Origin of the sequence: Sediminicoccus sp. BL-A-41-H5, from assembly GCF_050632405.1 — a bacterium.
Lineage (GTDB): Bacteria > Pseudomonadota > Alphaproteobacteria > Acetobacterales > Acetobacteraceae > Roseococcus.
Window position 1 is genome coordinate 1,636,399 of record NZ_CP192601.1, and the last position, 16,775, is coordinate 1,653,173.

Here is a 16,775-nt window from a genome sequence, read left to right on the forward strand (position 1 = left end):
CAACCGGGCGCCACCCGCGGGCGTTCCCGCCCCATGCGTGCTGCCCTGCTCCTGCTTCTCCTCGCCGGCCCCGCCTGGGCCGACGGCACGACCGAGATCGGCCATGTAAACACGGCGCTGACCAATCTCGGCCTCACGCGCAGCCATCGCGTCGTCGTCGAACGCTTTACCGACCCCGAGGTGCCGGGTGTGGTCTGCTATGTCAGCCAGGCGCGCACCGGCGGCATCGCGGGCATGGTGGGTGTCGCGGAAGACCCGGCGCGCTTCGCCCTCGCCTGCACGGCGACCGCCCCGATCGCGCTGACCGCCGCCGTCCGGCGCGGCGAGCGTGGCGAGCGCGTCTGGGAGGCCTCGACCAGCCTCTTCTTCAAGGAGACCCGCGTGCACCGCTTCGTGGACGAGGGGCAGCGCATCCTCGTCTATCTCGCCTGGAGCACGCGGCTGGTGGATGGCTCGCCCTACAACGCCGTCGCGACCGTCCCTTACCGCTGAGCGGTCACAGCGGCGCGCATTCCCGCGCGAGCCATTCATGGACGGCCGGCTCCAGCGCGGGGCCGACCTCGGCCAGCACGCGGGCGTGATAGGCATCCACCCAGTCGCGCTCGGCCGACGTCAGCAAGGCGGCATCCATCAGCGCGCGGCAATAGGGCGCCAGCGTCAGCGTCTCGAACTCCAGGAAAGGCTTGGTCTGGTCCGGCTGCGGCGCCGCGTCGCGCGCCAGCAGCAGGTTCTCGATGCGGATGCCGTAATGCCCCGGCAGGTAATAGCCCGGCTCGTCCGACAGGATCATGCCCGGGCGGATCGGCACCACGCGCGCGGCCCGGCTGAAGGCGACCGGCCCCTCATGCACCGAGAGGAAGCTGCCCACGCCATGGCCGGTGCCATGGTCGTAGTCGAGCCCCGCATCCCAGAGCGGGCGGCGCGCGATGGCATCGAGATGCGGTCCCGCGACGCCGGAGGGAAAGCGCACCGTGGCGAGCGCGATGTGCCCGCGCAGCACGGCGGTGTAGCGCGCGCGCAGCGCGGCGGGCGCGGGGCCGGGCCCGCTCCAGAGCGTGCGGGTGATGTCGGTCGTGCCGTCCGGATACTGACCGCCGCTGTCGATCAGGTAGCATTCATCGGCGTTGATGCGGCGGTTGGTGGCCTCCGTCACACGGTAATGCACGATGGCGCCGTTCTCGCCCGCGCCGGAGATGGCGGGGAAGCTCTCCGCCACGAAGCCCGGCTGGCGGCGGCGCTCGTTGAGCAGATGCTGGGCGGCGGAGATCTCGGTGAGCTGGCCGCGCGGCGCCTCGGCCGCGAACCAGGCGAGGAAATTGGCGACGGCGACCGCGTCGCGCCGATGCGCGCGGCGCGCGCCCTGCTGCTCCGTCGCGTTCTTGGTGGCGCGCGGCAGGCGCGTCGGGTCCTCGCCCGCGATGACGCGCGCGCCGGCCTCGCGCAGCGTCGCGGCGAACCAGGCGGGCGTCGCATCCGTATCCAGTCGCACGGCGCGGCCCGCGAACTCACCCAGCGCGCGCGGCAGATTGGCGCGCGGCTCAATGGCGACGCGGTTGCCCAGATGCGCGCGCGTCGCCTCCGGCACGCGCTCTGGCGCATGCAGGAACATCCTGACCGAGGCATCATCCTGCACCAGCGCGAAGGCGAGCGGCATGGGCGTATGGGCGAGGTCGGCACCGCGCAGGTTGAGCAGCCAGGCGACGGAGTGCGCGTCCGCCAGCAACGCCGCCTGCTCGCCTGCCTCGCGCAGCCGGGCGGCCAGCGCCTCGCGCTTGGCCTCCGCGCTCTCGCCAGCCAGGTCCGGCCCATGCGGCAGCACGACGGCGGCTGGCGGCGCGGGACGGTCGTGCCAGATGGCATCCAGCGGATTGGGCGTGAGCGGCACAAGCTTCAGGCCCGCGAGCCGCTTGAGGAAGCCCTCGCTGTGCAGCCAGGGGTCGTAGCCGAGCCTGAGGTCGGCCGCATGTTCGCGCAGCCAGGCCTCGGGCGGCTCCTCGATCAGGTGGCGGCGCTCCCACAGCGCGGGGTCCGTCTCTGCGGCGACCTGGGTGGTGTAGCGGCCATCGGTGAAGACCGCGGCGCGTTCGGGCAGCACGATGGCGAGGCCCGCACTGCCGGTGAAGCCGGTGAGCCAGGCGAGCCGCTCGCCCGAGGGGGGCACATATTCGCCCAGATGCTCATCGGAGCGCGGAACCAGGAACCCGTCCACGCCCTGGGCGGCGAGTGCGGCGCGAAGGGCGGCGAGGCGATCGGGTTTGGTTAACATCTGGAGCCCTGCTTTTAAGACATGTGTCCACAATATGACATGCTTCCAGAGCATGTCTGGAGCTTAAGCTTCGCGTAACCTGCGTCCACAATAATCTCCTAAATCAACCCCACCCGGGCGGCCAAGCCGCCCTTCACAACAGGACCAGAAGATCATGACCCGCATCACCTCAGCCGAAGCCGCGCTGCTGATGCCCCACAGCTCCCTCCATGGGGCGGCCCGCAATCCGGAGGCGGAGCGCATCGCCGCCATCATCGCCGAGGCCCGTCAGGCGCGCGACCGCGGCATGGCCCAGCGCATCACCGGCTTCTTCCACGGCCTGCGCGCCGTCCTGACCGCCATCCGGACCCGGCGCGAGACGATCGAGCAGTTGCGCGCCCTGAACGACCGCGAACTCGCTGACATCGGCCTCACGCGCGCCGGCATCCCGGCGGCCGCGATCACCGCGACCCCGCTGCCGGCCAACGACACGGCGGAGGCCCGCCACGCCGCCTGATCGGCCGGGTGATCACGCCTGCAAAAGGGCGGCGGGGCTTCGCTCCGCCGCCCTTTTTCATGCGCTATTGCGAAGCGCGGCCCGCCTGATAGCCCCGCTGCCAGGACTGCTGCTCCGCCTCGCGGACGCGGCCCGCCAGATAGCCGCCGGCGGCGCCGATGCCCGCACCGGCCAGCGCGCCCCAGCCCGCATTGCCCGAGAAGGAGCCGACGATGGCGCCCGTCGCCGCACCGAGGCCCGCGCCACCCGCCGTCAGCCGGCCCGTCTCGGACATGTTCTCACAGCCACCCAGCGCGAGCGCGAGGACGGGAACGATCAGGATCTTTCGCATCTGTCTCATCCTTCGCGTCAGGAGGCGCGGCGCGCCGGGCGGCGCGGGCAGGGATAGGTGGCGGTGGCGAAGCGCACCACGCCCTCGGCCGCCGAACTGCCGGCATATTGCGGATTGGCCGCCGCCCAGGTGACGAAGGCGCCCGTGATGCTGGCCACCGTCGGCCGCGGATCCGGCAGGCAGAAGAAGGGGCCGACCCTGCTGCCGCGCTGCGTCAGCTCGCCATGGAACTGGCCCACCGCCAGCAGGTAGCCGTGGCAGAAATTCACCGCGGAGACCACGTTGGGGTCAGAGGGACCGGCCGCGCAAAGGGTGGCGAGGTCAGAGGTCTTGCCCCCGACGAAGTTATCCGGCGTCACCTGCGCCAGCGCGGGCGCGCTCCCCAGGGCCAATGCCGCGGCCAGAGCGGCCCCGGTCCATCGCGTTGTCATCTTGTCTCTCCCTCCCCAGCCGGCGCCGGGCCTTCCTCGATTCACCGCGAGAGACTGCGCCAGCGGCCCGCCGGCGGCAACACGCCCGCGCCATACCCCCGCGCCGCGTGCATGCCGGCCCCGGCGACAACCGTGCTTGCGGCAGGGCTGCGGCTTCGGTCACATCCGGACATGTCCCAAGACGCCGTTCATTCCGCCAAGCGCATTCTCTGGGTCGCGATCATCGCGGCGGCGGCCACTTCCAGCCTCGCCATGGGCATCCGCCAGACCTTCGGGCTGCTGCTGCTGCCGCTGGCGGCCGAGAACGGCGTGGCGCCCTGGGCCTTCGGCCTCGCCGTCGCCCTGCACAACCTGACCTGGGGCCTGGGCCAGCCGGTCTCCGGGGCGATGGCCGACAAGCACGGCTCGGGCCGCGTCATGGCCATGGGCGGCGTCTTCTATCTGATCGGCTGCGGCCTGCCCGCGCTGTTCCCCTCCAACGCCACTGTGATGATCGGCATCGGCGTCTTCTCCGGTTTCGGCGTGGCCTGCGCCGGCACGGGCCTGGCGCTGGCCGCCATCGGTCGCCTCGCGCCGCCCGAGAAGCGGGGCGAGTACATCGGCATCGCCAGTGCCGGCGGCAGCCTGGGTCAGGCGGCCATGGTGCCGCTCACCTTCTCGGCCATCGGCGGCTTCGGCGCCGCGGGCGCGCTGATGATGCTGGCGGCCTCGGCCGTGCTGATCATCCCGCTCGCGCGCAACATCGAATGGCGGCCCGCGCCCCGCAAGGGCCCGCCGGCCGCCGGCCTCGCCGGCCTGCCAGCGCTCGCCCGACGCTCGCTGGCCGACCGGGACTTCGCGCTGCTGACCGGCGGCTTCTTCGCCTGCGGCTTCCAGCTCGCCTTCCTGACCACGCACCTGCCCTCGCACATCGCGCTCTGCGGCCAGCCCGCCGCGCTCGGCATGGTGGCGATGACGATGATCGGGCTCTTCAACATCCCGGGCTCCTGGTTCTGCGGCTGGCTCTCCAGCCGGATCAAGCCGGAGAATGGCCTGGGCTGGATCTACCTGGTCCGCACGCTCGCCATCGCGGGCTTCGCGGTGGCCCCGCCCAGCGAATGGGGCACCATGCTCTTCGCCGCGGTCATGGGCTTCGTCTGGCTGGGCACGGTGCCGCTGACCTCGGCCGCCATCGCCCGGCGCTTCGGCGTGGGGGACCTCGGCGCGCTCTACGGCGTCTGCTTCTTCAGCCACCAGATCGGCGGCTTCCTGGGGGCCGGCTCCGGCGCGGTGCTCATGGCCTGGACCGGCAGCTACGCCGCCTTCTGGCCGGTCATGATCCTGGTCGGCCTCTCGGCCAGCGTGCTGAACTGGATGGCCAAGGCCCCCGGCTCGCGGGGGACCCTTGCAACAGCGGGTTGATCCGCCCCAAATGGGGTGAAATCGCCAACATCCCGGGACTCCACGCCGTCATGATCGACCCCTTCGGGCGACATATCAGCTACCTCCGCGTCTCCGTGACGGATCGCTGCGACCTGCGCTGCGTCTATTGCATGGCGGAGGACATGACCTTCCTCCCCAAATCCGAGGTGCTGACGCTGGAGGAGCTAGAGCGCCTCTGCGGCACCTTCATCGATCTCGGCGTGCGCAAGCTGCGCCTGACCGGCGGCGAGCCGCTGGTGCGCAAGAACGTCATGTCGCTGGTGCGGGGCCTGGGTTCGCGCATCGGGTCCGGCCTGGATGAGCTGACGCTGACCACCAATGGCACGCAGCTCACGAAATACGCGGATGAGCTGGCCGCCGCCGGCGTGCGCCGCATCAACGTCTCGATCGACACGCTGGACGCCGCGGCCTTCAAGGCCGCGACCCGCTGGGGCGAGCTGGACAAGGTTCTCGATGGCGTCTTCGCCGCCAAGGCCGCCGGGCTGCATGTGAAGATCAACGCGGTGGCGCTGAAGGGCCTGAACGAGCACGAGTTCGACCGCATGCTCGCCTGGTGCGGCGAGCATGGCTTCGACCTGTGCCTGATCGAGACCATGCCGCTCGGCGAGATCAGCGAGGACCGGACGGACCAGTTCCTGCCGCTTTCCCTCGTCCGCGCCCGGCTCAAGCAGAACTGGACGCTGACCGAGAGCAGCCACACGACGGGCGGCCCCGCGCGCTACTATGACGTGGCGGAGACCGGCACGCGCCTCGGCTTCATCACGCCGATGACGCATAACTTCTGCGAGAGCTGCAACCGCGTGCGGCTGACCTGCACCGGCACGCTCTACATGTGCCTGGGCCAGGAGGATGCGGCCGATCTGCGCGCCCCGCTGCGCGACCCCGCGCTGGGCGAAGAGGGCCTCAGAGCCGCCATCGCCGACGCCATCGCGCGCAAGCCCAAGGGTCATGATTTTGTGATCGACCGCCGTCGCTCCGCCCCCGCGGTCGCGCGGCACATGAGTGTGACGGGCGGCTGATGCTGAACGACCTCGTCACCCGCCTGACCCTGCCGGGCCTGCCGGAATGGACCGGGCTGGTGGCGCTGCTCATCCTGCTGCTGCTGGCCGTCTGCCTGCTGGTCATGCCCTTCTCGGTCTTCGGGGTGAAGGGGCGCCTGGATTCCATCGAGGCGCAGCTCGATGACCTGCGCGCGGAACTGCGCGTGATGCTCGCGCGCCAGTCCGAACCCCGGCGTGACACCTGGGACGCCACGCCGACCATCCCCGAGCCCTATGCGCCCCCCGCGCCCACGGGCCGGGCCGAGCCGCGCATCTCCTGGCCGCGCCAGTCTTGAGGCTCGGCCGTCGCGCCGGCGTCCTGGCGCTGCTTCTGCCTTTTCCGGCGCTGGCCCAGCCGGTGGATCACAAGCAGGGCGTGCTCGGCCATCTCTCGGCGCAGATCGGCACCACAAACACCCCGCAGGTGGTGAACGATCCGGCGGTGCGCCGCGTGCTGGCCGCCCTGCTGGGCGAGCCCGGGCTGCGCCTGCTCAACAGCAACCTGCAGCTGGTCGCGCCCATCGCCTTCGACGGCACGGCGCTGGTGCTGCGCGGCGCCCGGCAGGAGGGGGTGGGCGAGCAGGAGGCCTTCCTCTCCATCCGTCCGCGTGATGGGATCATGGAGGTCGCGATCCTCACCGCCGGCCGCGTGCGCTTCGTCTCCCAACGCCCGATGGGCGAGCGGAGCGAGATGCTCGAACCGCAACTCCTGCGCTGGGGCGTCGGCCGCGGCGTCCCGCTCGACGAACGGCGCGTCCCGCCCGCCGCAAGATAGGCCCCGCCATGCGAATCTCCGCCATCCAGATGAACCAGACCAGCGACAAGGCCGCGAATCTCGACCAGGCGCGCCGCCTGATCGAGAGCGCGCTGGCGGCGGACAGGCCGGACATGGTCACACTCCCCGAGACCTGGACCAACCTGGGCGGCGGGCGCGAGGCGCGGGCGGCGGCGGCGGAAGTGCTGCCCGAGCCCGGCGGCACGGGCGGCGCCGCCTATGAATTCCTGCGCGGCATCGCGAAGAACGCTGGCATCCACGTCCATGGCGGCTCGATCATCGAGCAGGGGGCGGAGAAATTCTTCAACACCACCCTGGTCTTCGACCCCGAGGGGCGCGAGATCGCGCGCTACCGCAAGATCCATCTCTTCGACATCACCGGCCCCGACGGCACCGGCTATCGCGAAAGCGCGCTCTATGGCGCGGGCGATGCGCTCGTCACCTTCGACGCAGGGGGCGTGAAGTTCGGCTGCACCATCTGCTACGACATGCGCTTCCCCGAGCAATACCTGGCGCTCAGGCGCGCGGGGGCGGAGGCGATCCTGGTGCCATCCAACTTCACGCTGATGACCGGCAAGGACCATTGGGAGGTGCTGCTGCGCGCGCGCGCCATCGAGACGCAATGCTGGATCATCGCCGCCGCCTCCTGGGGCGCCTATGAGGAGCGTGGCGCCACGCGCCAGGTCTATGGCCATTCGCTGGTCGCCGACCCCTGGGGCCATGTGGTGGCCAAGGCGAGCGACGGCATCGGCTGGACCACGGCGCGGATTGACCCGGCGGTGACGGCCAAGGTGCGGCGCGACATGCCGGTGCTCGAACACCGGCGGCTCGCGTGACCGCCCCCGATCGCGGAACGCTGGAGGCGCGAAGCGTGAATCGGTGGCGCAGCACGCACCCCGATCGCGGAGCGCTGGAGGCGCGAAGCGTGAATCGGTGGCGCAGACCATGAAGATCTCCTTCCTGTCCTCCACCACGGACGCCGCGCAGGAGGCGCGCGCGCGCCTTGTCGCGCTCTATGGCGACCACCCGCCGCAGGAAGCCGACGTGATCGTGGCTCTGGGCGGCGACGGGCTGATGCTGGAGACGCAGCATCGCTTCCTCGGCCGCAACCCGCCGATCTACGGCATGAATCGCGGCAGCGTCGGCTTCCTCATGAACTCCTACCGCGCGGAGGATCTGCCCGCGCGCATCGGCGCCGCCCAGGCGGCCCACCTGCACCCCTTGCGCATGCGCGCGCATTCGGCGAGCGGCACGCACGCGGCACTCGCCATCAACGAGGTCTCCTTGCTGCGCGAGCAGCGCCAGGCGGCCAAGCTGCGCATCCTGGTGGATGGCAAGGAACGCCTGCCGGAGCTGATCTGCGACGGCGTCCTGATCTCCACGCCCGCCGGCAGCACCGCCTACAACCTCTCGGCGCATGGGCCGATCGTGCCGCTGGATGCGCGGCTGCTGCCGCTGACGCCGATCTCCGCCTTCCGGCCGCGGCGCTGGCGCGGCGCGCTGCTGCCCTCCAATGCGCGGGTGGTGTTCGAAGTGCTGGAGCCCGACAAGCGCCCCGTCTCGGCGACGGCCGACTACACCGAGGTGCGAGACGTCCGTCGCGTCGAGGTGCGCGAGGACCGCAGCATCACCATGACCATGCTCTTCGACCCCGACCGCAGCCTCTCGGAGCGGATCATCGCGGAGCAGTTCACCGTCTGAACGTCAGGCGGCCGCGCGCGGATATTGCAGCAGCAGGATTTCCGCCCCCTCCGGCCCGGCCTCGGCCGCGAAAGCCGCCTCGTCGGGCGTGACGAAGAGCGCGCTGAGACGGCCCAGCACTTCTCCCCGATGCGTGATCGAGCCCGTCGTCACCAAGAGGCTCTGCCCCGCGCCGCGCGCCGGATCGGGTGCCGCAAGCCGCCCATGCGGCGGGATGCGGAGCATGAGGATGGCGAGGCCATCCGGCTCGCCCAGCACCATCTCCGTCACCGCCTCGCGCCGCGCGGCCAGCGCCTCCGGCGTGCTGGGCAACACCGGGTCCGCGAGGACATAGCGCTTCGGGCCACGTGACATGCGCGCCTTGGACGCGGGGAGGAATTGCGCGCCCGTGCCATCCGCGCTGGCGCGCAGCGTGAAGTATTTCAGGCCGCCCTCGCCCGGTGTGATCGGGCCATAGCCGGTGCTGGCACCGGCGAAATGCGCCATGATGGGCTGCACCGCATGCCGGCCGATGGCGCCGCCGCCCTCCACGACCACCTGGAACTGGTCCACGAAGTGGAAATGCGGGTGCACCACCGCATTCACCTCCTGCTCCACCAGGAAGGCCTGGGGCGGCCGCGTCTCGCCCGGCGCTGGCGGGACATAGTCCAGCGCGCCCATGGCCTTCGGGTCCACCGAGTTCGAGCCCTTGGGCGAGGGCGGCGGGCCGAAGTAATCCGTCCGCCAGAGCAGCCCGCCCTCGGGTGCCACGCGCGAGAAACGCGTGGGGGAAGCGGCCGCGGCCGAGGTGGCGTAGATCATGGCGTTGTCCTCCCTGGGGGTCCATGGCCACTTCGTAGTTGCCAGGACAAATCCAGCCCTCCCATACTCTGCCGAGAGAAAATGGCTCAAGGCAAGGGCCGCATCTGGGGGAAACTCATGGAAAGCTACGGACAAATCCGGCGGGCACTGCTGGCCGCCCCCATGCTGGCGCTGGCGGGCCGGGCACAGGCCCAGGCCTGGCCCGCGCGGCCCATCCGCATCCTGGTGGGCTTTCCGCCGGGCCAGGCGACGGACACCATCGCGCGCCTGCTCGCCGAGAAGCTCGGCGAAAATCCCGGCTGGTCCATGGTAATCGAGAACCGGCCTGGCCAGGGCGGCAGCCTCGCCGCCGCCGCGGCGGCGCAGGCGGCACCCGATGGCTATACGCTGCTGCTCTCGGCCACCGCGCCGCTCGCCACCAACCCCAACCTCTATTCCAATATCGGCTACGATCCGGTGCGGGACTTCGCGCCGATCACGCTGGTGGCGAACCTGCCCTTCGTGCTGCTGGTGAACGCCAATTCGCCCGCGCGCAGCCCGGCCGAACTCATCGCCATGGCCCGCGCGCGCCCCGGCCAGGTCACCTTCGGCACGCCGGGCAACGGCACCACGGCGCATCTCATCACCATGATGTTCTCCCGCGCCGCCGGCGGGCTCGACATGACGCATGTGCCCTATCGCGGCGGGCCGCAGGTGCTGACGGACCTGCTCGCCGGCCGCCTCGACTTCATGTTCGAGACGGAGGTCTTTTCGCTGCCGCACATCCAGTCCGGCCGGGTGCGCGCCCTGGCGCTGACCACCGCCAACCGCTCCGACCGCCAGCCCGATCTGCCGACGCTGGGCCAGAGTGGCATGCCGGGCTTCGATGCGGCGGCCTGGCTCGGCCTGGTGGCGCCCGCCGGCACGCCTGCGCCCATCATCCTGCGCATCAACCAGGAGATCCATCGCATCCTGGCCCAGCCCGCGATGCGCGAACGCCTCGGCGGCCTCGGCGCGCAGGTTCTGACCAGCACGCCGGAGCAATTCGCCACCTTCATCCGCAGCGAGGGCGTGAAGTGGGGCAACGCCATCCGCGAGAACAATGTGCGGCTGGATTAGGAGGAGGCCTGCGAGAGGGCTTTGCCCTCTCGCGCTCTCCCACCAAGAAACTGAGTTTCTTGGATCTTCCACTCAGAGCGGCAGCAGGCGTCCCGGGTTGCGCTCCACCAGGATCGGCCGCACCAGGCGGCCGAAGCGCTCGGCCTCCTCGTCATGCAGATAGCCAGAGAGGCAGAAGCTGTGGCAGCCGATCTCGATGAAGCGCTGGATGACATCGGCGCATTGCACGGGGTTGCCGACGATCGCGACACCCGCGCCCTGCCGCGCGCGGGCCAGCCCCGCCCAGAGATTGGGCGCGATCAGCCCGCCCGTCTCGGCCAGCAGCGCCTGCACGCGCTGATTGGCGACGGAATTGGCGATGTTGGCGCGCACCGCGGCACTCCGTTCCTCGCTCACGTCGCGCACCAGTTCATGCGCGGCGGCCCAGGCCTCCTCCTCCGTCTCGCGGCAGATGATCTGCAGCCGCATGCCGAAGCCGATCGCCTGCCCCCTGCCCTGTTCCGCCGCCATGGCGCGGATCTCGGTCATCTGCTCGGCCACGGTCTCCGGCCGGTCACCCCAGAAGAGATGCACATCGGCATGCGCGGCGGAGATCTCCCAGGCCTGGCGTGAGCCACCGCCGAGATAGAAGCGCGGATGCGGCTGCTGCAGCGGCGGCGGGATCACGCGCGCGCCGCGGAGCGTGTGGAAGCGCCCTTCCCAATCCAGCGGCGCCTTGGCCGTCCAGAGCGCCTTCATGATGGCGACCTCCTCCGCCATCAGCGCGTAGCGGTCTTCCTTGCCGTAGCGAATGCCATCCGCCGCATTCTCGGATTCGGATTGCCCGGCGATGAGGTTCACCGCGATGCGCCCGCCGGTGAGCTGGTCGAAGGTCGTCACCATCTTCGCCAGCATCACGGGGTTGATGTAGCCGGGCCGCGCGGCGACCAGCATGCGGATGGAACTGGAGCGACCGGCCATGAAGGCCGTGGTCACCCAGGCCTCCCAGCAGGGGATGGCGACGGGGACCAGCAGGTATTCGAAGCCCGCCGCCTCGGCCGCCTGCACCACGCGGTCGAACATCTCGGTGCCGGCGGGCACCACGTTCGGGCCGTCGGCATAGCTGGTCGTATCGCCGCTGCTGGGCAGGTACCAGCCGAATTCGAGCTTGCTCATTGCTCCAGCAACGCCTCGACGGCGGCGCTGATGGCGAGCAGGCGCGCATCGCCCATCGCCTCGCCCATCAGCATGAGGCCGACCGGCGCCTCGCCCGGGACATGGCAGGGCAGGCTGATGGCGCAGCGGTCGAGGAAATTGGCAATGGTTGTGTTGCGCAGCAGCAGCAGGTTGATGCGGTTGTACTCGCTCTCCTCCTCCACCTCGGCGATGGCGGGCGGAATGAGCGGCACGGTCGGGCAGATCAGCGCGTCATAGGGCGCGGTGCGCGGCGCCACGGCGGCGATCACCTCGGCACGCGCCTGCACCACATCGAGGTAATCGGCGGCACTCATATGCTCGCCGCGCGCGATGCGCTTCAGGATCCGCGGATCATAGCGCGGGCCGTCGCTGGCGATGAGGTGGCGATGCCAGGCATAGGCCTCGGACGCCGTCAGGCCGCCCTTGGCGTTGATCGTCGGCATGCGGTCCAGCTCGGGCAGCGTCACATCCTCGAGCTTCACGCCCGCCGCCTCCAGCCGGGCCAGGGTGCGGGCATAGGCGCGCGCCACCTCGCCCTGCATGCCCTCCTCCACGATGTTGTTCAGCACGCCGAAGCGCAGGCCGGAGAGGTTCACCTCCGCCAGCGCGGGCGGCGTCTCGGCGCCGGCGATGATCGCATCCAGCACCTGGCAGCAGCCGACGGAACGCGCGAGCGGCCCCACGGAATCGAGCGAGGGCGAGAGCGGCAGCACGCCCGTGATGGGCACGCGCCGCGCCGTCGGCTTGAAGCCCACCACGCCGTTCAGCGCGGCCGGGATGCGACAGGAACCACCCGTATCCGTGCCCAGGCCGCCGAAGCCCATGCCGTCAGCGGCGGCGACACCCGCACCGGAGGAGGAGCCGCCCGGCAGACGGCCTGTCGCGCGGTCCCAGGGGCTGGAGGGCGTGCCGTAATGCGGGTTCACGCCAAGGCCCGAGAAGGCGAACTCGGTCATGTTGGTGCGGCCGATGACGATGAAGCCCTGGCGATTCAGCCGCTCGATCACCGGCGCGGGGGCGGGGGCGGGCTTCGCGCCATCCCGCGCGACGGAGCCCGCGCGCGTCACCTGCCCTGCCTCGTCGAAGAGGTCCTTCACGGTGATGGGAATGCCGGCGAAGCGGCTCGGCGCGCGACCCGCCTGGCGCAGCGCATCCATCGCCCGGGCTTGTTCCCGCGCGGCCTTGGCGTGCAGCGCGGTGAAGACGCGCGGCCCCTCCCCTTCCGCCGCGCGCGCCAGCGCCTCCTCGACGAGCGCGGTCGCGCTGGTGCGGCCGCTCTCAAGGGCGATCGCGGCATGGGCGATGGTGGGGTGGGCGTGGCGTGGCATCTGGCCGTCCTGCTGGATTTGCGACAGGCTGACTATGGAAGGACAACGCGCATGATGAAACCCATCCTCCTGACCGGCGCGTCAGGCGCTCTCGGCCGCATGCTGGCGCGCGAACTGCCCAGCGCCGGGATGACGCTGCGCCTCACCGATATCGCACCCTTTCCGGACGCGGTGCCGGCTGGGTGCAGCTTCACCCGCGCGGACCTGAATGACGGACTGACCATCGCCCGCCTGGCAGAGGGCTGCGGCGCGATCCTGCATTTCGGCGGCATCAGCGTGGAGCAGCCCTTCGAGGAGATCCTCGGCCCCAATCTGCGCGGCCTGTACCACATCTACGAGGCGGCGCGGCGCGAGAAGGCGCGCGTGGTCTTCGCCAGTTCCAACCACACCATCGGCTTCCACGAGCAGGGCGAGCGGCTCGACCTCGACTGCCAGTTCCGGCCCGACGGCTTCTACGGCCTGTCGAAAGCCTATGGCGAGCTGATGGGCCGCCTCTACTGGGACAAGCACGGCGTGGAGAACGTGAACCTCCGCATCGGCACCTGCCTGCCCGAACCGCGCGACGCGCGCGCGCTTTCGACCTGGCTCTCCTACCCGGACCTCGCGCGGCTGGTGCAGGCCTGCCTGGCCGCGCCACGCACTGGCCATGCGGTGATCTGGGGCGCCTCGGCCAATCCGGCGAGTTGGTGGGCCAAGGATCATCGCGATCGCATCGGCTGGGCGCCGCAGGACAGCGCCGAAGCATATCGGGCGGAGCTCGAGGGCGTGCTGCACCCTGATGCGGTGGGCCGCCGCCACCAGGGCGGCGCCTTCTGCGTGATGGATTATTCCCGCCCCACGCCGCCGCCGAAGGACGCCTTCAGCCTGGATTAGTCAGCAGGGAGACGGGATGGGCTGCAGCTCGCCGAGCCGCCCATCCACCACAAACTCGCCGAAATCCATCTTCAGCTCATCCGCCACGCCATTCTCATAGTAGCGCATGCTGACCTCGTAATCCGGCGTGGCCGCGCCCCCGCCCTGGCCCGTGGTGTTGCGATCGAAGAAGGCGATGCGCATGCGTGCGCTGGAGAGTGTGGCCAGCAGCGGGAAATTGGCATTGGGCTGAGGCGCGAGCCAGCCGCCCGAGATGATGGTCGTCGTGTCCTGTGCGCCATCGGCCGAGGTGCCGTCAAACAGCGGGGCCACGAAGATGCGCTGCCCGGCGCGCGCCGCCGCCAGGCTGCGAATGGTGTGAATCATCGGCAGGATGGTGCCGGCCGGCAGCTCCTCCTCCGTCGCGGCCGGCTCCTGGTAGCGGATGCGCCCACCATTGGCCGTGATGGTCGCCTCGCCCGCCACGCGGGAGGTCACGGCGCCGCCGGTCATCTGCGTCAGCGAGAAGCGGAGCGAGGAGCCATCCTTCGCCTCCAATGTCGCGTAGTCGGAGGTGGTCTCGACGATATTGCCGTCCCGGTCGCCCACCAGAAGCGTGAAGCGCTGGCGTGAGGCCCAGGCATCACAGGCGTCGATCACCTCGAACAGCATGATGCCCTCCGCCTGCTCGATGCTTGCATTGTCCCGCACGCTGTCGAGCTTGAGGCGATAGGCGGCGCGGTGCGCGAGCATATGCTCCGAGCCCGGCTCGGCGGCCAGGCTCGGGGCGGCGGGGAGGAAGCCGGCGAGGAAGGCGGCGAGCGGGAGCCAGGCGAGGCGGCGACGGAGGTTCATGCGCCGCAACATAGACCAGAATGCAACCGCCTGGAATCGCGCTCTTGGTAACGTTTCCTGTCAGGCCGAGAGCATCATCAGACCATCGACCGCGACGCAGCCATCCGGGCGGCAGACCAGCGGGTTGATCTCCGCCTCCTCCAGCCGGTCGCCCATCGCGGCGGCAAAGCCCGAGAATTGCGCGATGGTGACGGCGATCTGCTCCACCGGCAGCTTCGGGCTGCCACGGAAGCCATCCAGCAGCGGGAAGGCCTTGAGGCTGCGGAGCATGGCCATGGCGCCCTCTGGCGAGACGGGCGCCACGTCCAGCGCCACATCCTTCCAGAGCTCGGCCTGCACACCGCCCAGCCCCACCAGGACCATGACGCCGAATTGCGGATCGCGTCGCGCGCCGAGGATGAGCTCCACGCCCCGCGCCTCCATGCGCTGAACCAGCACGCCATCCACCCGGGCCTGGGGCGCGTGCTTTGCGGCACCCGCCATGATGCGCCCGAAGGCGGCGGTGACGGCGGCCGCGTCTCCAAGGTTCAGCTCAACACCGCCCACCTCGGTCTTGTGCGCGACATCGGGGCTGTCGAGCTTGAGCACGACCGGGAAACCCAGTTGCTCGGCGGCGGCGACAGCGCCGGCGGCGTCCTTCGTGCGATGCTCGGCCACCACCGGCAAGCCGGCCGTGGCGAAGGCGGATTTCGCGGCCGCCTCCATCAGCGTGGCCGCACCCGCCGGGATGGCGGCGGCCGCGGCCTTGGCGCGCGCATCCACCTGGCCCGGCAAGGGCTTCGCGTCGTAGCGCTCGAACCAGAGGCTGAGCGCCTTCATCATCCGCCGCATGCTGCGGAAGAGGACGAGGTTGGCGCTGACATCCACGGCCTCGGCCCCCGGGCCCTCCAGGCTCTCGGGAATCCAGGCGATGCAGATGGGTTTGCCCGTGGCCGCCGCCATCGGCTCCAGCGTCTTCATGCGGGTCGGCGTCGCGGCCGGGGCCGGGTTGTGATAGACGACGGGAAAGACGACGGTCGCGTATTGCTCGTCATTGAGCATCGCGAGCATGCAGTCCTCGAAGGATTTCGGATTGGTCGCGACCTGCGCCGTAAGGTCGCAGGGGTTGCGCGGGCTGCCGAAATCCGGGATCGCCGAGCGCAGCACGCGCTCCGTCTCGGGTGCCGGCTGGGGCAGCGGCAGGCCCGCGAATTCCGCGTGGTCCGCCGCCATGATGCCCGCGCCGCCAGAGGGCGTCACGATGCCCACGCCGCGGGCCTTGGGCGGCCCGGCCTTGGCGAAGAAGCCCGCCGTTTCCAGCAGCGCGTCGAAATCGCCCACCTCGAGCATGCCCGCGCGCTTGAAGCCGGCCGACCAGGCGGCACTGCTGCCCGCGAGCGATCCGGTGTGCGAGGCAGCCGCCTTGGCGCCGACCTCGCCACGGCCGAGCTTGAGCACGACGATGGTCTTGCCCAGGCTCGCCGCCATCTCGCCCAGCAGGAAGAGACGCCGCGCATCGCGCAGCCCCTCGACCGCGAGCGCGATGCTGCGGCATTCGGGGATGGTGAGCTGGAAGGCCGCGAGGTCGCAGACATCGAGATCCGTGGCATTCCCCGCCGTGGTCATGTGGCACATGGCGAAGCCGCGCTCGGCGGCCTGCATCAGCGCATAGCCGAGCGCGCCGGACTGGCTGACGACGCCCACACCACCGGCAGGTGCGGTCATCTTCACGTAGTCCGGCATGAAGGTGGCACCGACGCGCTGGCGATGGTCCACAAAGCCCAGGCAATTGGCGCCGAGCAGCGGGAAGCCCATGCGCCGCGCCATCTCGCGCAGCTCCTGCTCCTCCACCGCGCGCTCGGGCAGGTCCGTCTCGCCATAGCCGGAGGCATAGATCACCGCACCGCCGCCGCCCTTCTTGGCGAGCGCCCGCACCGCGTCACTGACGCCCGTGCGCGGCAGCGCGATGACGGTGGAATCCGGGGCGCCCGGCAGATCCGCCACCGAGGCGAAGCAGGGGCGGCCATGCAGTTCCTGGCCGGCGTATTTCGGGTTCACGCACCAGACCGGGCCGTCGAAGTCCCGCATGTTCTGCACGGTGCGCGCGCCGAAGCCCGTGGGCTCGGCCGAGACGCCCACCACGGCGAAGCTGCGCGGCGCCAGCAGGCGGGTGAGGCTCTTGGGGTCGCGCAGGGCTTCCACGCTGGACATCGGTTCTTCGCTC

General features: G+C 70.6%; 18 protein-coding genes. 10 read left to right on the forward strand and 8 right to left on the reverse strand.

Going from position 1 to position 16,775, the window contains the following annotated elements; all coding sequences use genetic code 11:
• Positions 1 to 33: 33 nt before the first annotated feature.
• Positions 34 to 492 (forward strand): CreA family protein, encoded by a 459-nt coding sequence (locus ACQ860_RS08165; RefSeq protein ID WP_431302888.1) that lies wholly within the window; start codon positions 34 to 36, stop codon positions 490 to 492.
• 4 nt (positions 493 to 496) lie between these two features.
• On the opposite strand, the gene ACQ860_RS08170 is transcribed toward ACQ860_RS08165, so the two are convergent.
• Positions 497 to 2,266 carry an aminopeptidase P family protein gene (locus tag ACQ860_RS08170; protein WP_431302889.1) on the reverse strand — a complete coding sequence of 590 codons (1,770 nt, stop codon included), beginning with the start codon at positions 2,264 to 2,266 and terminating at the stop codon, positions 497 to 499.
• Between the two features lie 154 nt (positions 2,267 to 2,420).
• Here ACQ860_RS08170 and ACQ860_RS08175 point away from each other — a divergent pair, with 154 nt between their 5' ends.
• Entirely contained in the window at positions 2,421 to 2,762 is a 342-nt protein-coding gene (locus tag ACQ860_RS08175) for a DUF1127 domain-containing protein (protein ID WP_431302890.1), read from the forward strand.
• 64 nt (positions 2,763 to 2,826) lie between these two features.
• Here ACQ860_RS08175 and ACQ860_RS08180 read toward each other — a convergent pair whose 3' ends face one another.
• Together ACQ860_RS08180 and ACQ860_RS08185 are read right to left on the reverse strand one after the other, a co-directional pair.
• Positions 2,827 to 3,093 (reverse strand): glycine zipper domain-containing protein, encoded by a 267-nt coding sequence (locus ACQ860_RS08180; protein WP_431302891.1) that lies wholly within the window; start codon positions 3,091 to 3,093, stop codon positions 2,827 to 2,829.
• Positions 3,094 to 3,110: 17 nt separating this feature from the next.
• Positions 3,111 to 3,524, reverse strand: a complete 414-nt coding sequence (locus tag ACQ860_RS08185; RefSeq protein WP_431302892.1) for a Rap1a/Tai family immunity protein — start codon at positions 3,522 to 3,524, stop codon at positions 3,111 to 3,113.
• A 171-nt stretch (positions 3,525 to 3,695) separates the two neighbouring features.
• Between ACQ860_RS08185 and ACQ860_RS08190 the strand changes: the two genes are divergently transcribed.
• The 6 genes from ACQ860_RS08190 (at position 3,696) to ACQ860_RS08215 (ending at position 8,462) form a co-directional block, all read left to right on the forward strand.
• A complete protein-coding gene (locus tag ACQ860_RS08190; protein ID WP_431302893.1) occupies positions 3,696 to 4,925 on the forward strand; it encodes an MFS transporter in 1,230 nt (409 codons plus the stop codon).
• Between the two features lie 50 nt (positions 4,926 to 4,975).
• Positions 4,976 to 5,965, forward strand: coding sequence for a GTP 3',8-cyclase MoaA (gene moaA, locus ACQ860_RS08195; RefSeq protein WP_431302894.1), 990 nt, complete (start codon positions 4,976 to 4,978; stop codon positions 5,963 to 5,965).
• Positions 5,965 to 6,282, forward strand: coding sequence for a hypothetical protein (locus ACQ860_RS08200; RefSeq protein ID WP_431302895.1), 318 nt, complete (start codon positions 5,965 to 5,967; stop codon positions 6,280 to 6,282). Before moaA ends, ACQ860_RS08200 begins: the two co-directional genes overlap by 1 nt.
• Positions 6,279 to 6,761, forward strand: coding sequence for a hypothetical protein (locus ACQ860_RS08205; protein WP_431302896.1), 483 nt, complete (start codon positions 6,279 to 6,281; stop codon positions 6,759 to 6,761). The genes ACQ860_RS08200 and ACQ860_RS08205 overlap by 4 nt, the downstream gene beginning before the upstream one ends.
• 8 nt (positions 6,762 to 6,769) lie before the next feature.
• Positions 6,770 to 7,597: a carbon-nitrogen hydrolase family protein gene (locus ACQ860_RS08210; RefSeq protein WP_431302897.1), complete on the forward strand. Its 828-nt coding sequence runs from the start codon at positions 6,770 to 6,772 to the stop codon at positions 7,595 to 7,597.
• A gap of 109 nt (positions 7,598 to 7,706) precedes the next feature.
• Positions 7,707 to 8,462, forward strand: coding sequence for an NAD kinase (locus tag ACQ860_RS08215; RefSeq protein WP_431302898.1), 756 nt, complete (start codon positions 7,707 to 7,709; stop codon positions 8,460 to 8,462).
• A gap of 3 nt (positions 8,463 to 8,465) precedes the next feature.
• On the opposite strand, the gene ACQ860_RS08220 is transcribed toward ACQ860_RS08215, so the two are convergent.
• The gene (locus tag ACQ860_RS08220; protein WP_431302899.1) at positions 8,466 to 9,263 is read right to left on the reverse strand and encodes a hypothetical protein; all 798 of its coding nucleotides are present in this window, start codon (positions 9,261 to 9,263) and stop codon (positions 8,466 to 8,468) included.
• A gap of 81 nt (positions 9,264 to 9,344) precedes the next feature.
• Between ACQ860_RS08220 and ACQ860_RS08225 the strand changes: the two genes are divergently transcribed.
• Positions 9,345 to 10,361: a Bug family tripartite tricarboxylate transporter substrate binding protein gene (locus ACQ860_RS08225; RefSeq protein ID WP_431302900.1), complete on the forward strand. Its 1,017-nt coding sequence runs from the start codon at positions 9,345 to 9,347 to the stop codon at positions 10,359 to 10,361.
• A gap of 72 nt (positions 10,362 to 10,433) precedes the next feature.
• Here ACQ860_RS08225 and ACQ860_RS08230 read toward each other — a convergent pair whose 3' ends face one another.
• Together ACQ860_RS08230 and ACQ860_RS08235 are read right to left on the reverse strand one after the other, a co-directional pair.
• Positions 10,434 to 11,516, reverse strand: a complete 1,083-nt coding sequence (locus tag ACQ860_RS08230) for an LLM class flavin-dependent oxidoreductase (RefSeq protein WP_431302901.1) — start codon at positions 11,514 to 11,516, stop codon at positions 10,434 to 10,436.
• Positions 11,513 to 12,865, reverse strand: a complete 1,353-nt coding sequence (locus ACQ860_RS08235; RefSeq protein WP_431302902.1) for an amidase — start codon at positions 12,863 to 12,865, stop codon at positions 11,513 to 11,515. Before ACQ860_RS08235 ends, ACQ860_RS08230 begins: the two co-directional genes overlap by 4 nt.
• A gap of 51 nt (positions 12,866 to 12,916) precedes the next feature.
• Here ACQ860_RS08235 and ACQ860_RS08240 point away from each other — a divergent pair, with 51 nt between their 5' ends.
• Positions 12,917 to 13,738, forward strand: a complete 822-nt coding sequence (locus tag ACQ860_RS08240) for an NAD-dependent epimerase/dehydratase family protein (protein ID WP_431302903.1) — start codon at positions 12,917 to 12,919, stop codon at positions 13,736 to 13,738.
• Here the strand turns inward: ACQ860_RS08240 and ACQ860_RS08245 are convergent, their stop codons facing one another.
• Both ACQ860_RS08245 and ACQ860_RS08250 read right to left on the reverse strand, forming a co-directional pair.
• Positions 13,739 to 14,572 carry an EipB family protein gene (locus ACQ860_RS08245; protein WP_431302904.1) on the reverse strand — a complete coding sequence of 278 codons (834 nt, stop codon included), beginning with the start codon at positions 14,570 to 14,572 and terminating at the stop codon, positions 13,739 to 13,741.
• A 60-nt stretch (positions 14,573 to 14,632) separates the two neighbouring features.
• On the reverse strand, positions 14,633 to 16,762 hold the full coding sequence (locus ACQ860_RS08250) for an acetate--CoA ligase family protein (protein WP_431302905.1): 2,130 nt from the start codon (positions 16,760 to 16,762) through the stop codon (positions 14,633 to 14,635).
• Positions 16,763 to 16,775: the final 13 nt, after the last annotated feature.

Coding starts and splice junctions, on each gene's coding strand:
- ACQ860_RS08165 (WP_431302888.1), top strand. CDS start 34: ATGCGTGCTGCCCTGCTCCTGCTTCTCCTCGCCGGCCCCGCCTGGGCC.
- ACQ860_RS08170 (WP_431302889.1), bottom strand. CDS start 2,266: ATGTTAACCAAACCCGATCGCCTCGCCGCCCTTCGCGCCGCACTCGCC.
- ACQ860_RS08175 (WP_431302890.1), top strand. CDS start 2,421: ATGACCCGCATCACCTCAGCCGAAGCCGCGCTGCTGATGCCCCACAGC.
- ACQ860_RS08180 (WP_431302891.1), bottom strand. CDS start 3,093: ATGCGAAAGATCCTGATCGTTCCCGTCCTCGCGCTCGCGCTGGGTGGC.
- ACQ860_RS08185 (WP_431302892.1), bottom strand. CDS start 3,524: ATGACAACGCGATGGACCGGGGCCGCTCTGGCCGCGGCATTGGCCCTG.
- ACQ860_RS08190 (WP_431302893.1), top strand. CDS start 3,696: ATGTCCCAAGACGCCGTTCATTCCGCCAAGCGCATTCTCTGGGTCGCG.
- moaA (WP_431302894.1), top strand. CDS start 4,976: ATGATCGACCCCTTCGGGCGACATATCAGCTACCTCCGCGTCTCCGTG.
- ACQ860_RS08200 (WP_431302895.1), top strand. CDS start 5,965: ATGCTGAACGACCTCGTCACCCGCCTGACCCTGCCGGGCCTGCCGGAA.
- ACQ860_RS08210 (WP_431302897.1), top strand. CDS start 6,770: ATGCGAATCTCCGCCATCCAGATGAACCAGACCAGCGACAAGGCCGCG.
- ACQ860_RS08215 (WP_431302898.1), top strand. CDS start 7,707: ATGAAGATCTCCTTCCTGTCCTCCACCACGGACGCCGCGCAGGAGGCG.
- ACQ860_RS08220 (WP_431302899.1), bottom strand. CDS start 9,263: ATGATCTACGCCACCTCGGCCGCGGCCGCTTCCCCCACGCGTTTCTCG.
- ACQ860_RS08225 (WP_431302900.1), top strand. CDS start 9,345: ATGGCTCAAGGCAAGGGCCGCATCTGGGGGAAACTCATGGAAAGCTAC.
- ACQ860_RS08230 (WP_431302901.1), bottom strand. CDS start 11,516: ATGAGCAAGCTCGAATTCGGCTGGTACCTGCCCAGCAGCGGCGATACG.
- ACQ860_RS08235 (WP_431302902.1), bottom strand. CDS start 12,865: ATGCCACGCCACGCCCACCCCACCATCGCCCATGCCGCGATCGCCCTT.
- ACQ860_RS08240 (WP_431302903.1), top strand. CDS start 12,917: ATGATGAAACCCATCCTCCTGACCGGCGCGTCAGGCGCTCTCGGCCGC.
- ACQ860_RS08245 (WP_431302904.1), bottom strand. CDS start 14,572: ATGAACCTCCGTCGCCGCCTCGCCTGGCTCCCGCTCGCCGCCTTCCTC.
- ACQ860_RS08250 (WP_431302905.1), bottom strand. CDS start 16,762: ATGTCCAGCGTGGAAGCCCTGCGCGACCCCAAGAGCCTCACCCGCCTG.